Genomic DNA, 13,312 nt, shown 5'->3' with positions numbered 1-13,312 from the left:
GATTACAGCTCCTTGCGCAGGCGCGGGTCGAGTACGTCGCGCAGGCCGTCGCCGACCAGTTGCAGCGACAGCACGGACAGGACAATGGCGATGCCGGGGAAGATCATGATCCAGTCGGCCGAGCCCATGTATTGCTGGCCGGCGTTGATCATGGTGCCCCAGGTGGGGATGTCGGGCGATACGCCCACGCCCAGGAACGACAAGCCGGCTTCGGCCAGGATCGCGTAGGCGAAGATGAACGTGCCCTGCACCAGGATGGGCGACACCAGGTTGCGCAGCACGTGCACGGTGACGATGCGCCAGGTCGGCACGCCCAGCGCGCGGGCTGCCTCCACGAAAGGCAGTTCACGGATCACGAGCGTCGAGGCGCGCACGATGCGGGCCAGGCGCGGCGTGTAGACGATGCCCAGCGCGATCACCACGTTGATCAACGACGGCCCCAGCGCGGCCACCAGCGAGATGGCCAGCAGGATGTCGGGAAACGCCATCATGGCGTCGATCAGGCGCGAGACGAACTTGTCGGCCGAACGGAAGAAGCCGGCGACAAGGCCCAGCGCGATGCCCAGCACGCTGGACACGATCACGACGGAAAAGCCCACCATTAGCGACAGCCGGCCGCCATAGATGACGCGGCTGAACACATCGCGTCCGAAGTCGTCGGTGCCGAACCAGTGCGCGGCGCCCGGCGCCTTCAGCCGGTTCATGATGGACAGCTTGAACGGATCGTAGGGGCTGACCCACGGCGCCAGCAGCGCGGCGGCCACCAGCACGATGATCACGATCAGGCTGATCAGGACCGTCTTGCGCGACACCAGCAGGCGCAGCACCTGCCAGCGGTCGGTTCCGGAATTCACGGTAGTCCCGGTTGTCATGTCAGTTGCTCCACTTGCGGTGCATCGGTAAGCGCTGCGGGCGCTTCGGGGGTAAGACGCATCATCAGTAACGGACCCGAGGATCGACCACCAGGTACAGCAGGTCGATAAGGAGGTTGATCAGCACGTAGATGGCCGCGATGACCAGCAGCGCGCCCTGGATGACGGGGTAGTCGCGGCGCAATACCGCCGACACCACCAGGCTGCCCACGCCGGGCAGGCCGAACACCGTTTCCGTCACGACCGCGCCGCTGATCAGGAGGGCCGTCGTCAGGCCCAGCACCGTCAGGATCGGGATCAGCGCGTTGCGCACGGCATGCTTCAGGATGACCTTGCTTTCCGGCAGGCCTTTGGCCCGCGCCGTGCGCACGTAGTCGTCGCGCAGCACGTCCAGCATGCTGGCGCGGATGAAACGGGTGATCAGCGCGGAATTCACCAGGCCCAGCACCACGGCGGGCAGGATCAGGTGCGACAGGCGCGTGGCCAGCGACGCATCGGGGCCGCCATAGCCGGACACGGGCAGCCAGCCCAGTTTCACCGAGAAAATCTGCATCAGCAGCAGGCCCAGCCAGAAGCTCGGCACGCTGGAGGTGAACATCGAGAACGACAGCACCGACTGATCCAGCGTTGTGCCGCGTTTGACGGCGGACAGGATCCCCACCGGCAGCGCGATGGCGCTGGCGATCAAGAGCGACATCAGCGTCAGCAGGATCGTCGGTTCGGCGCGGTCGGCCAGCGCCGACAGCACGGGCTTGTTCATGAAGATGGATTGGCCCAGGTCGCCCTGCGCCAACTTGCCCAGCCACGACAGGTACTGGATCGCCATGGGCTGGTCCAGCCCCAGCTGCGTGCGCAGCGCGGCGATGTCTTGCTGGCTGGCCTGCGGACCCAGCATCACTGCGGCCGGGTCGCCTGGCGTGACGCGGATGATGACGAACACGATGGTCGCGACGATGAACATCACGGCCACCAGCCCGACCAGCCGGTTTAAGAGATAACGCAACACGATGATGTCCTAAAAAGCGTCGTTCGGTGCAGGGAGACGGTTCGTGGGGGGCGTAGGATGGGTGTAGCGCGAGAGTGCTTGGGCAAGAACATTGCCGTCGAGCGCGCGCAACCCATCAAGCAGCGGTGATTTCTTGGCAACTTCAGCCACAACGCAACCGCCGTTCGATGGGTTACGCGCGCTGGGCAATCGAGTTCTTCGTTAAGAACTCGCGCGCTTCATCGATCCTACGTACCACGTGCCGTCACTTCGGGGCCTTCCAGGCGTTCCAGAAGAACGGCCACGGGGCGGGCTTGGTGCCTTGCAGCGACGGCGAGCGCGCGGCCTGGGCGTTGAAGTCACCGACCTTCACGAAGGGGATCTCGTCATACACGGCCTGCTGCACGTCGGCCCAGCGCTTGATGCGCTCTTCCTGCGTGCGTGCCTGGTTGAAGGCGTCCATCACCTGCGCGCGGCGCGGCGTGTCCCACCAGCCCGGCGCGTCCTTGGACGGGAAGTCGATCAGCGCGGGTTCCGGCAGGAACACGCTGTGGGTGATGAAGATGTCCCACACGGCCGGATCCTGGCGGCGTTGCGTCAAGGTGGCCCAGTCAACGACCTGCATGTCCACCGTGAAGCCGGCGGCCTTCAGATATTCCGCGGCCACCAGCGCCATCTTGTAATGGAACTCGTACTGCTGGCTGGTCAGGATGCGGATCTTCTTGTCAGCCACATTGGCGCTGTCCAGCAGCTTCTTGGCGGCAGCGGAGTCGGCCTTGTTGTAGACCTTGCCGCCCAGCGACGTGGCCCACGGGTAGCCTTCCGGATACAGGTCGCCGTTCAGCTTGTAGAACTCCTTGTTGCCAAAGGCGGCGAACAGCATGTCCTCTTCGTTCAGCGCCAACTGCACCGCCTGGCGCACGGCCAGGTTGGACATGATGCCTTGCTTGGTGTTGAGCACCAGGCGCGGCCAGCCGAAGGGCTTGAGCATCACCGGGTCCGAACGGCCGCCCTTGAGCTTGTCCAGCGCTTCCACGGGCAGCGAGTCGACATAGTCGAACTGGCCGGCGGCGGCGGCTTCCGAACGGGTATTGGCATTGCTGACCGGCACAAAGCGGATTTCGTCCAGGTATTGCTTGCGCGCGCCGCCGTAGCCGTCGGGCTCGCCTTCGCGCTGTTTGTAGCCTTCGAAGCGCACCAGCTGGATGTACTGGTCCGGCACGCGGGCCTTCAACTGATAGGGGCCCGTGCCAACGATTTCGGTCAGCACCGGCGCGATCTTGCCCTTGGGCATGATGACGGCCGCGGCATTGTTCATGGCCAGCAGTGCGGTCAGCGGCGCATACGGTTCTTTCAGCGTGATGCGGATGGTGTTGGCGTCCGGCGCTTCGATGCTGCTGATGACCTTGGCGGCGCCCTTGCCGCGCGTGGCGGTTTCGGTCCAGCGCTTCAAGGAGGCCAGCACGTCAGACGAATCCATCTTCGAGCCGTCATGGAACGTGATGCCCTGGCGCAGCGGGATCGTGTAGATCAGGCCGTCCGCGGAAACCTCCGGCATCTTGTCGGCCAGCAGCGGGGTCAGGTTCCACTTGGCGTCGAAGGTGTAGAGCGTTTCGAAGAAATGCTGCGTCAGGATGCCCACCAGGTCGGCGGTGCTGGTCATCGGGTCCAGCGTGGGCGGCTCACCGATGGTGGCGACGGATATCGTGCCTCCCTTGACCGGCGCGGCACAGAGGGCGGGGGACGACAATGCGGTCAAGCCAATTGCGCCGGCCGCGAGCAGGCTGGTCAGCCCACCGCCTCGCCGGGAGGTACGGAAGTTCATGATTCTCTCTCCAGAGGGTCAAAAACAGGTTGTCGCGTGGTATCGGGTAAGCGCCGGGATCCCAGGTCTTTCAGCCCCCTCGGGCCTGGCGCGGTGCGGCAGGCAGGGGGCGTTCAGAAGAAGGTTTCGGCCACGTCGGTGACGCGGTACTGCTCGTCCACCAGCAGCACCTGGCGCCACTTGTCGAACGTCAGGCAGGGGTGGGAGATATCGAAGGCGATCATGTCGCCGACCTGGATGTCGTCGCCTTCGCCGATCTGCATGAAAGCGTGCTGGTCCATCATGGCGGTCAGCTTCCACGTCTGGGACGCGAGGGCGGGCGCATCCTGGCCGGGACGGAAGTGCAGGGCGGGCGTGGGCAGGCCGGCGTCAAACGCGGCGTCGCGCTTGCCCATCGCGATGATGGCGCGGCCGGGTTCGGGCAGCGATTGCACATAAGCCCAGACCTGCAAGGCCGGCAGCAGGCCCGGTTCCATTTTCTTGGCCACCGGGTTGTGGGCGTTGATGCGTTCAGCAGCCGAGCGGTAGACGCCCACGTCGTGCGACAGGTAGCAGCCGGGGCGCAGCACCACTTCCAGCGGCGTGCCGATATCCAGCTGCGAGAATTCTTCGGCCACCACGTCGAACCAGGCCGAACCGGCGCCGGAAATCAGCGCGGGGCCGCTCTTGCGCAGGCGGCCGGCGGTGGCCAGGCCGCGCAGGGCGTCGGTGGCGCGGCGCAGGAAGGCGCGGATGGCGCCTTCTTCCTGCAGCACGCCTTCATAGACTTCGATGCCCGCCAGCGCCAGGCCGGGCCAGCGGCCGATTTCCTCGACCACCGCTTGCAGCTGCGCGTCGTCGCGCACGCCCGTGCGCCCGCCGGTCGGGCCCAGTTCGATCAGCACGGACAGGGTCAGGTCCTGTTCGCCGAAAAACTTGCCCAGCTGGGCGGCATTGGCGGGGGAATCCACAATGCAGAAATAGGTAAAGGCCGGATCCTGCAGCAGGCGGGCGATGATGGCCATGTTGGCGTGGCCAACCAGTTGGTTGGCCATCAGCACCCGGCGGATGCCGTGCTGATACGCGGCCAGCACCTGCGGCGCGGTCGCCAGCGTGATGCCCCAGGCGCCGTTGTCGATCTGGCGCTTGAAGAGCGCCGGGCTCATCGTGGTCTTGCCATGCGGGGCCAGCTTGACGTGGTAGGCCTCCATGAACTCCTGCATCCACTGCAGGTTGTGGCGGACACGGGCTTCGTACAGCACCGCCACCGGCAGGCTGATGTCTTCGTCCAGCAGGTTCCAGTTCAGGGCCGCCACGTCGGCGGTAGTACAGGAGTCGGGAAACGCGCCCAGGCCTTTGCCGTTCACGTCCAACAGGGCTGCGGGGGAGGAAGAGTTCGTCATGGTGGGCGCCATCTCTGGAAAATATTTACGTCAAATGCTGTTTTTTTCATTATCGTGAAAGAAATTTACAAGCGGGAGCTAGGAGTTTCCCGTAGTCGGCGCGCAGCGCCGGTTGGCGCGACAATAGGAAAACCCGGGAAATTGCCCGAAAAACGATCCCTCAAGGAAAGAGTCATGCTGAAAGTCGCTTTGGGCCAGTTCGCCGTCAGCCGCGTCTGGGAAGAGAACGCCCAGGTCTGCGTCGACCTGATGGAGCGCGCCCGCGAGGGCGGCGCCGACTTGCTCGTGCTGCCCGAAGGCATCCTGGCCCGCGACATCACCGATCCGCAGATCGTGCTGAAGGCCGCGCAGCCGCTGGACGGGCCCTTCATGACGCGCCTGCGCGAGGCCAGCCGCGGCTCGTCCCTGTCGACGATGATGTGCGTGCACATCCCGACGGGCGAAGGCCGGGTCTGGAATACGCTCATTACGCTGCGCGACGGCGAGATCGTCTCGCAGTACCGCAAGCTGCATCTGTACGACGCCTTCAACATGAAGGAGTCCACTAACGTCACCCCCGGCACCGAGATCCCGCCCTTGCTGGAAATCGCCGGCCTGCGCGTGGGGCTGATGACCTGCTATGACGTGCGCTTTCCCGAAATGGCGCGCCGCCTGGCGCTGGACGGGGCCGATCTGCTGGTGCTGCCGGCCGCCTGGGTGCGCGGCCCGCTCAAGGAAATGCACTGGGAAGTCCTGGTCACGGCGCGTGCCCTGGAGAACACCTGCTATGTGGCGGCCACCGGCGAATGCGGCGAACGCAATATCGGCTGCAGCATGGTGGTGGATCCGCTGGGCGTCGTGACGGCGCGCGCGGGCGAAGCGCCGGCGCTGGTGTTCGCCGACATCGACCCCGAGCGCCTGGCGCATGCCCGCCGCGTGCTGCCCGTGCTGGCCAACCGCCGTTTCGCGCCGCCGGAATTGTCCTGAACGCCGCGCTGCCCGCTGGGTCGGGCGGGGGCGGCGGGCATGGTGTAATACCGACTTGAACTTCTTGCTGTCTTCCCTCATCTGCTGCCAATGAGCAACGATCTCTTCGCGGCCGATCCAGCGCATCGGCCCTATGTGCCCCTGGCCGAACGCCTGCGCCCGCGCACCTTGTCCGACGTGGTCGGGCAGTCGCACCTGCTGGGCCCGGACAAGCCCCTGCGCGTCGCTTTCGAATCCGGTCGTCCGCATTCCATGATCTTCTGGGGGCCGCCGGGGGTGGGCAAGACCACGCTGGCGCGGCTGATGGCCGACGGCTTCGACGCCCAGTTCATCGCCATTTCGGCCGTGCTGGGTGGCGTCAAGGACATCCGGGAAGCCGTGACGGTGGCGCAGGTGGCGCAAGGCCAGGGCCGCCGCACCATCCTCTTCGTCGACGAAGTGCACCGCTTCAACAAGGCGCAACAGGACGCGTTCCTGCCCTATGTGGAAAGCGGGCTCTTCACCTTCATCGGCGCCACCACCGAAAACCCCTCGTTCGAGGTCAACTCGGCCTTGCTGTCGCGGGCGCGGGTGTACGTGCTGCAGTCGCTCTCCCCCGAAGAACTGCAGCAACTGGTCGACCGCGCGGTCGACGCGCTGAACGACGGCCTGGAAGAGGGCGAGGCCATCCGGGTGGAGGCCGACGCGCGCGAGCAGCTGGCGGCCTGGGCCGATGGCGACGCGCGCCGCCTGATCAGCGCGGTGGAAGTCGTGGCCGAATCCGCGCAGTCGGCGGGCCGGGACTCGGTAGACGCCGCCTGGCTGGAGATTTCGCTGTCGCAGAACCTGCGGCGCTTCGACAAGGGCGGCGACGCCTTCTACGACCAGATCAGCGCGCTGCATAAATCGGTGCGCGGCTCCAACCCCGACGCCGCGCTGTACTGGTTCTGCCGCATGATCGACGGCGGCGCCGATCCCAAATACCTGTCGCGCCGGCTGGTGCGCATGGCGGTCGAGGACATCGGCCTGGCAGACCCTCGCGCCACCGACCTGGCGGTCAACGGCGCCGACATCTATGAACGCCTGGGTTCGCCCGAAGGCGAACTGGCGCTGGCGCAAGCGGTGGTCTACATGGCCTGTGCGGCCAAATCGAACGCCGTCTACAACGCCTACAATCAAGCCCGCCAGTTTGCCGCCGAGCACGGCAGCGCGCCGGTGCCCATCCACCTGCGCAATGCGCCCACCAAGCTGATGAAGCAACTGGGCCACGGCAAGGCGTACCGCTATGCCCACGACGAGCCGCACGGCTACGCCGCGGGCGAACAATATTTCCCTGATGGACTGAAGCCTTCCTTCTATCGGCCGACCGATCGGGGGCTGGAGGCTAAAATCCAGCAGAAGTTGGCATTCCTGCGCGAGTTGGACGCACAGGAACGCGCCAAGAACCGGTAACGGGCCACGCCCGTTGCTTTCCGCCACCTCACTGACATCACCATGCTAGACCCGATACTGCTGCGCAAAGACCTGCAAACCGTCGTAGACCGCCTCAAGAGCCGTGGCGTGTCCTTCGACACGGAACGGTTCAACGATCTGGAGTCTCGCCGCAAGGCCGTCCAGACCGAAACCGAGTCCCTGCAAGCCCGCCGCAACGCGCTGGCCAAGCAGATCGGTCAGTTGAAGGCGAAGGGCGAAGACGCCAGCGCCGTCATGGCCGAATCGCAGGCCGTGCCGGTCCGCTTGAAGCAGCTGGAAGAAGAGCTGGCCGCGCTGCAGGCTCCGCTCAACGACCTGCTGATGTCGGTGCCGAACCTGCCCCACGCCAGCGTGCCGCTGGGCGAATCCGCCGACGACAACGTCGAGGTCCGCCGCTGGCTGCCTGGCGCCGCCGGCGCTGACGGCAACCCGCCGGCTCTGGCGTTCGAAGCGCGCGACCACGTCGCCATCGGCGAACCGCTGGGCCTGGATTTCGACATGGCGGCCAAGCTGTCGGGCGCGCGCTTCTCGTTCATGCGCGGCCCGATCGCCCGTCTGCACCGTGCGCTGTCCCAGTTCATGCTGGACCTGCAAACGGGCACGCACGGCTACACCGAGTGCTACACGCCCTACATCGTCAACGCCTCGACCCTGTACGGAACGGGCCAGTTGCCGAAGTTCAAGGACGACATGTTTGCCGTGTCCAAGGGCGGCGGCGACGACGATCCCAAGGTGGACGCGGCCGGCAACCCGTACGTGCGTGAAGACCAATACCTGATCTCCACCTCCGAAATCACGCTGACCAGCGTGGCGCGCGACACCATCCAGGCCGCCGCCGACCTGCCGCTGAAGCTGACCGCCCACACGCCTTGCTTCCGCTCGGAAGCCGGCAGCGGCGGCCGCGACACCCGCGGCATGATCCGCCAACACCAGTTCGACAAGGTCGAAATGGTGCAGATCACGCAACCCGACCAGTCCTACGAGGCACTGGAAGACATGGTCGGCCATGCCGAGCGCGTGCTGCAGTTGCTGGGCCTGCCGTACCGCGTGGTGCTGCTGTGCACGGGCGACATGGGCTTTGGTTCGGCCAAGACCTATGACCTGGAAGTGTGGCTGCCGGCGCAAAACACCTGGCGCGAGATTTCGTCGGTGTCCAACTGCGAGACCTTCCAGGCCCGTCGCATGCAGGCGCGTTTCCGCAATGCCCAAGGTAAACCGGAATTCGTGCATACCTTGAACGGTTCCGGCCTGGCGGTCGGCCGCGCATTGGTGGCCGTGTTGGAAAATCACCAACAAGCCGACGGCAGCGTGCTGATTCCGGAAGCGCTGCAGCCTTATATGGGCGGCATTTCGGTGCTGAAACCCTGACGCGCAACGCGCCTATCCTCCATTTGGCGGATAAAAAGACGGAGCCTGCGGGCTCCGTTTTTTTTTATCATGCGACATATTCCTGTCGCTTTTGCTCATTATCGTGAGCGCGTGTGTGCTTGATTTTGATGTGAGCAATTGTGTATTTTCAATAAAAGGGCCGGATAGTTGCGGCACAATACACCCGCGTTCTACACGCTTCATTCACATATAAAACAAGGAGTTGTCCATGACTTCAAGAATGATTGGAGATTTTCGTGTGAGATGCTCTGTCGCTCATGAAGACGAACAGGGCTACCGCGTGCAGATATGGACCCGCCGAGTCGGCGGTACCGCACCGGAAAAATGCTGGACTGTGCCGGGACAGGCGCCGTTCTCTGACTTGCACGAAGCAGAACAGGAAAGCCGTCAATTGTTCCAAGAAATCAATGGTGTGCGTTTTAACGGTGAACCGGAGTTTGCTCATGCGTCCGCATAATGGTTGGTGGCGGGCGTCAAGTGCGCCCCGTAGATGGATCGATCTTGTTCAGGAATCGTCGCAAGAGGCCAATAAGGCCAACGCGGCATTGCAAAAGCCGGCCGCCCTGGCTGGCAAACCGGTACCGGCTCCCGCAGCTTGATACCGCTCCAACGGGGCACCGGACAATGTCCCCAAGGAAAAAGCAGTGCAGCCCTCCACGCGTCTCACGCGTTGCGGGCAATAAAAAAAGGCCACTCATCGAGTGGCCTTTGCCTTTTTAACGGCGCCAATCGCCGTGGCCGTGCCCGTGTCCGCGGTAATAACCCGGGCCCGGGCCGTAGTAGCGCGGGGGCGGGCCGCCGCGCCAGTAGGGGCCGCCGCGGTAATAGACCGGAGCGGGGTAGACCACCGGGGGCGCCACGTACACGGGGGCCGGGCGGTAGTAGACGGGCGGCGGCGGGGCCACGTAGACCGGTGCGGGCGCGACATAGACCGGCGCCGGATAGACCACCCCGGGTACGCCGATGGAAATGCCCACATCCACACGGGCCAATGCGACGCTGGAGATCAGCAGACCTGCGGCACCGGCACCTGCGATAAGCCATTTTTTCATGTTGCACCTGCCTGCTGCACGACACAGCAAAGTTGAGTATTCGACGGCCCTATTTTCGGACTTTCCCGCTCGGTTTTCGTAAGCGGGCCTCCCTCAATAGCGACAATCCGCAACCGCTCTGTTGCCTGCATCCCGGTTCGTGCTGCACTGCGGCGTGGTGCGTCCGCTCTGGTAAACCCGCACTTGAAATCGATTGAAATCAGCTGGAATAGGATGAAGTTCAACAGGGGTGTTACACGTCGTCACCATCGTGGCAGGGCCTGCAAGCCGCACGCCCGTGAGCAACGCGCTATTCGGCCTGCTGACGGCGGAATTCCACTACCCAGACCCACGGATTCGCGGCCCAGGCGTGGGAGCCGTAACGCTCACACCACGTCAACGCAAACGCAGTTTGCAAGGGCACGCCCGGCAGCAGCGCCGAGGATTCATACAAGGCTTGTGTGCCTTCGGCGCGTGCGTCGGCTTCGGTCAGGTTCTGTAAACGCTGTATGCGTACGCCCACGATCACCGCGGTCGCGAACGGCTGGCCCGCTTCATCCGTCAATATGATGCTCTCGCCGGATTTCCCATAGGGACATCTGACCCAGCTGGAGGTCTTGCGCAGTTCCGAAGGGTTGTCGCGGCCAGGGCCCATGGCGACCCATCTGCCGGAGTCCTCCGCATCCGCGTACCAGACCGTGGTGGGTTTAGTCGGCTGCGGCTTCAAAATGCGGCGGCTCTGCACTTTTGAACCGTTCAAGACGGCTTGCTTAAGCGGTTCGCTGAATTGAAGTGACTGCCTTTTCATGCGCTCGCTATTCTCCTCTCGATTAACGTCCCGCGCGTTTCCGCTCGCGCGTCGAAATCGATGTGTGACCAGTGCACCAGCTATTTTTATCTAGGTGGAGGCAGTATGACGTGTCGTGTTCATGATGTCAGGCACGGTTTGTATTAGTGTTGTCTTTTTGTACCGCCGTCGTTATTTGTATACTCAAGGCATGACTACAGACCTGCATGACCTCAAGCCTGGCTACTACTGGTACACCATGGCCAACGACCCGCTGGCCGTCATCCACATCCATGAAGACGGCGGCGCATCGCTGATGGGTACGGACTACCGCATCGGCGCCGAAGGCGTGGCCGACATGGTCCGCCAAGGTGAACGCTTCTTCTGGATCGAACCGCCGCAAGGTTGATGCCGAAGGGGTTTGCGTAGCCGGCCGCTGGGGCCGGCCGCCTGCGCTTGTGCGGAACACACCATGACCGACCTGTTATTGAAGAATGTCCGCGTGTCGCCCGCCGATACCGTGGACGTGCTGGTGCGCGCCGGCCGCATCGCCCACATCGGCGCTGCCATCGAAGGCGCAGCCGATGCCCTGGTGGAGGACGGCGGTGGCGCCTTGCTGCTGCCGGGCCTGATCGAAGGGCACACCCACCTGGACAAGACCAACTGGGAATCGCCCTGGTACGTCAACGAGGTCGGGTCCGCGCTGACGGACCGCATCGACAACGAACGCGCCTGGCGCGCCAGCACGGGCCATGACGCCGCCAGCCATGCGCGCGCCTTGGCGCTGGCCTTTCTGCGCGAAGGCACGACGCGCATCCGCAGCCACGTCGACGTCGATACCGATGCCGGCTTGCGCCACCTGGATGGCGTGCATGCCACCCGAGAAGAACTGGCCGGCCGCATCGAAATCCAGACGGTGGCTTTCCCGCAATCGGGCTTGCTGATCCGTCCGGGTACGGCCGAATTGCTGGACCAGGCGCTGGCCCAAGGCGCCGACGTGCTGGGTGGCCTGGACCCGTCCGCCATCGACCGCGACCCCGCAAGATCCCTGGATGTGCTGTTTGGCCTGGCCGACAAGCATGGCAAGCCCGTGGACATCCATCTGCACGAACCCGGCGAGCTGGGCGCGTTCACGCTGGACCTGACCCTGGACCGCGTCGCGGCACTGGGCATGCAGGGCAAGGTGGTCATCAGCCATGCCTTCTGCCTGGGCGGGATCGACGCCAAGCGGCTGGACGGCCTGCTTCGGCGGCTGGCCGCGCTGGACTTGGCCGTGCTGACCACGGCGCCGCCATCGCGGCCCGTGCCGGCCGTGCGCGCCTGCCGCGAGGCCGGCGTGACGATCTTTGGCGGCAATGACGGCATCCGCGATACCTGGACGCCTTATGGCAGCCCCGACATGCTGGCGCGCGCCATGATGATCGGCTTGCGCAACGACCTGCGTCGCGACGACGAGGTCGAATGGGCATTCGACTGCGTGACGGGAGCCGCGGCCCGCGCCTGTGGTTTCGCGGATTACGGCCTGACGCCGGGCGCGCGCGCCGATCTGGTTCTGGTGGATGCCAACTGTGTGGCCGAAGCCGTGGTGACCCGCAAGCCCCGCCGCCTGGTCGTGTCCGCCGGCGCGATCGTGGCACGCAAGGGGCAGGACGCGATTGCCTAAGGCTGGGACAGGCCGAGCTGCGACTCGGTCAGTTCCACGAAGGCCCGCATCAGCTCCGACCGCACGCCGGCGCGCAACCAGATCGCGCCTACCGTGCGCACCGGGCAGGGCGCCGGCAACGGCCAGCGCTTGACCCGCGCCGCCAGCGTGTCGGAGGCGGCCCAATCCGGCAACAGCGCCACCCCCAATCCCTCTGAGACCAGCTTGGCGATGGAATCGATGCCATCGAGCTCGAATCGTACGTGCGGCCGCAGGTTGCGCGCCCGCAGATAGTCGTCCGCCATTTTCCCGCCAACCACGCTGCGGTCGTAGCAGATGTAGGGCTCGCGCGCGATTACCGCCAGCGGGTCGCGCACCTTCATGTCGGCGGGGGTGACCAGCACCAGCGGTTCATGGCGCAGGTCGCGCCACGCGCAGGTCTTGGGCAGAGAGAACAGTGGGTGCACCAGCAACGCACCGTCCAGTTCGCCCGACAGCACCTTGCCGTACAGCAGCGTGGTGGGCGCGGGTTCGATATAGATTTCGATGTGCGGGTGGCGGGCGACCCAGGTGCGCAGCACGGGCGGCATGATGCCGGTCAGCGCGGTGGGCGTGGCGCCCAGCCGCAAGGGGCCGGCGGGCAGCTCGGTGTCGCTGGCGGCCGAGCGCAGGTCCCGCACGTCGCGCAGGATGTGGCGCGCGCGGTCCAGGATGCGCAGGCCGGCCGGCGTCGGTTTGACGGTGCGCCCGGAGCGGGCGATCAGCGCGCTGCCTACATCAGCTTCCAGCGCCCGCAGCCGCTGCTGCACGGTGGCCGGCGTCAGCCCCTGGTGCCGCGCGGCCTGGGCGATGGACCCCAGTTCCACGACATGCACATAGGTTTGCAGAAAGCGCGAGTCCACGGCGGCAAGCCTCTTGGGAAGATGGAATATCCATATTCTAAAGATGCATGACGATAATTGTTGTTTTCTTTGGCGAGGG

Annotated in this window: 13 protein-coding genes; 6 read left to right on the top strand and 7 right to left on the bottom strand. The window is 64.9% G+C overall.

The window, feature by feature from the left end; all coding sequences use genetic code 11:
* Window positions 1-2: 2 nt before the first annotated feature.
* The 4 genes from AC27VE_RS00685 to AC27VE_RS00670 form a co-directional block, all read right to left on the bottom strand.
* Window positions 3-872, bottom strand: coding sequence for an ABC transporter permease (locus tag AC27VE_RS00685; protein ID WP_006223585.1), 870 nt, complete (start codon window positions 870-872; stop codon window positions 3-5).
* A 64-nt stretch (window positions 873-936) separates the two neighbouring features.
* Window positions 937-1,878: an ABC transporter permease gene (locus tag AC27VE_RS00680; RefSeq protein ID WP_006223586.1), complete on the bottom strand. Its 942-nt coding sequence runs from the start codon at window positions 1,876-1,878 to the stop codon at window positions 937-939.
* Window positions 1,879-2,122: 244 nt separating this feature from the next.
* A complete protein-coding gene (locus AC27VE_RS00675) occupies window positions 2,123-3,682 on the bottom strand; it encodes an ABC transporter substrate-binding protein (RefSeq protein WP_006223587.1) in 1,560 nt (519 codons plus the stop codon).
* 113 nt (window positions 3,683-3,795) lie between these two features.
* A complete protein-coding gene (locus AC27VE_RS00670; protein WP_488702820.1) occupies window positions 3,796-5,064 on the bottom strand; it encodes an amino acid deaminase in 1,269 nt (422 codons plus the stop codon).
* A gap of 174 nt (window positions 5,065-5,238) precedes the next feature.
* On the opposite strand from AC27VE_RS00670, the gene AC27VE_RS00665 reads away from it, so the two are divergent.
* The 4 genes from AC27VE_RS00665 to AC27VE_RS00650 all read left to right on the top strand — a co-directional run bounded on the left by AC27VE_RS00665 (window position 5,239) and on the right by AC27VE_RS00650 (window position 9,328).
* Window positions 5,239-6,030, top strand: a complete 792-nt coding sequence (locus tag AC27VE_RS00665; RefSeq protein ID WP_006223589.1) for a deaminated glutathione amidase — start codon at window positions 5,239-5,241, stop codon at window positions 6,028-6,030.
* Window positions 6,031-6,120: 90 nt separating this feature from the next.
* Window positions 6,121-7,461 (top strand): replication-associated recombination protein A, encoded by a 1,341-nt coding sequence (locus AC27VE_RS00660; protein WP_315132983.1) that lies wholly within the window; start codon window positions 6,121-6,123, stop codon window positions 7,459-7,461.
* Between the two features lie 42 nt (window positions 7,462-7,503).
* Window positions 7,504-8,850 carry a serine--tRNA ligase gene (serS, locus tag AC27VE_RS00655; RefSeq protein WP_006223591.1) on the top strand — a complete coding sequence of 449 codons (1,347 nt, stop codon included), beginning with the start codon at window positions 7,504-7,506 and terminating at the stop codon, window positions 8,848-8,850.
* Between the two features lie 229 nt (window positions 8,851-9,079).
* On the top strand, window positions 9,080-9,328 hold the full coding sequence (locus AC27VE_RS00650) for a hypothetical protein (protein WP_081534068.1): 249 nt from the start codon (window positions 9,080-9,082) through the stop codon (window positions 9,326-9,328).
* Window positions 9,329-9,587: 259 nt separating this feature from the next.
* Here the strand turns inward: AC27VE_RS00650 and AC27VE_RS00645 are convergent, their stop codons facing one another.
* The gene (locus AC27VE_RS00645) at window positions 9,588-9,923 is read right to left on the bottom strand and encodes a hypothetical protein (protein ID WP_006223592.1); all 336 of its coding nucleotides are present in this window, start codon (window positions 9,921-9,923) and stop codon (window positions 9,588-9,590) included.
* 289 nt (window positions 9,924-10,212) lie between these two features.
* Window positions 10,213-10,710 carry a hypothetical protein gene (locus tag AC27VE_RS00640; protein ID WP_427959650.1) on the bottom strand — a complete coding sequence of 166 codons (498 nt, stop codon included), beginning with the start codon at window positions 10,708-10,710 and terminating at the stop codon, window positions 10,213-10,215.
* 190 nt (window positions 10,711-10,900) lie between these two features.
* On the opposite strand from AC27VE_RS00640, the gene AC27VE_RS00635 reads away from it, so the two are divergent.
* Both AC27VE_RS00635 and AC27VE_RS00630 read left to right on the top strand, forming a co-directional pair.
* Window positions 10,901-11,098: a hypothetical protein gene (locus tag AC27VE_RS00635; protein ID WP_006223594.1), complete on the top strand. Its 198-nt coding sequence runs from the start codon at window positions 10,901-10,903 to the stop codon at window positions 11,096-11,098.
* A 63-nt stretch (window positions 11,099-11,161) separates the two neighbouring features.
* Window positions 11,162-12,352, top strand: a complete 1,191-nt coding sequence (locus AC27VE_RS00630; RefSeq protein WP_488702819.1) for an amidohydrolase family protein — start codon at window positions 11,162-11,164, stop codon at window positions 12,350-12,352.
* Here the strand turns inward: AC27VE_RS00630 and AC27VE_RS00625 are convergent.
* Entirely contained in the window at window positions 12,349-13,233 is an 885-nt protein-coding gene (locus AC27VE_RS00625) for a LysR family transcriptional regulator (protein ID WP_488702818.1), read from the bottom strand. The genes AC27VE_RS00630 and AC27VE_RS00625 overlap by 4 nt on opposite strands.
* Window positions 13,234-13,312 lie beyond the last annotated feature (79 nt).

It is taken from the genome of Achromobacter sp. 18P8.1.1 (assembly GCF_057799415.1).
Note: the sequence above shows the minus strand (reverse complement) of the source record. Positions and strands in the feature narration are given on the sequence as shown.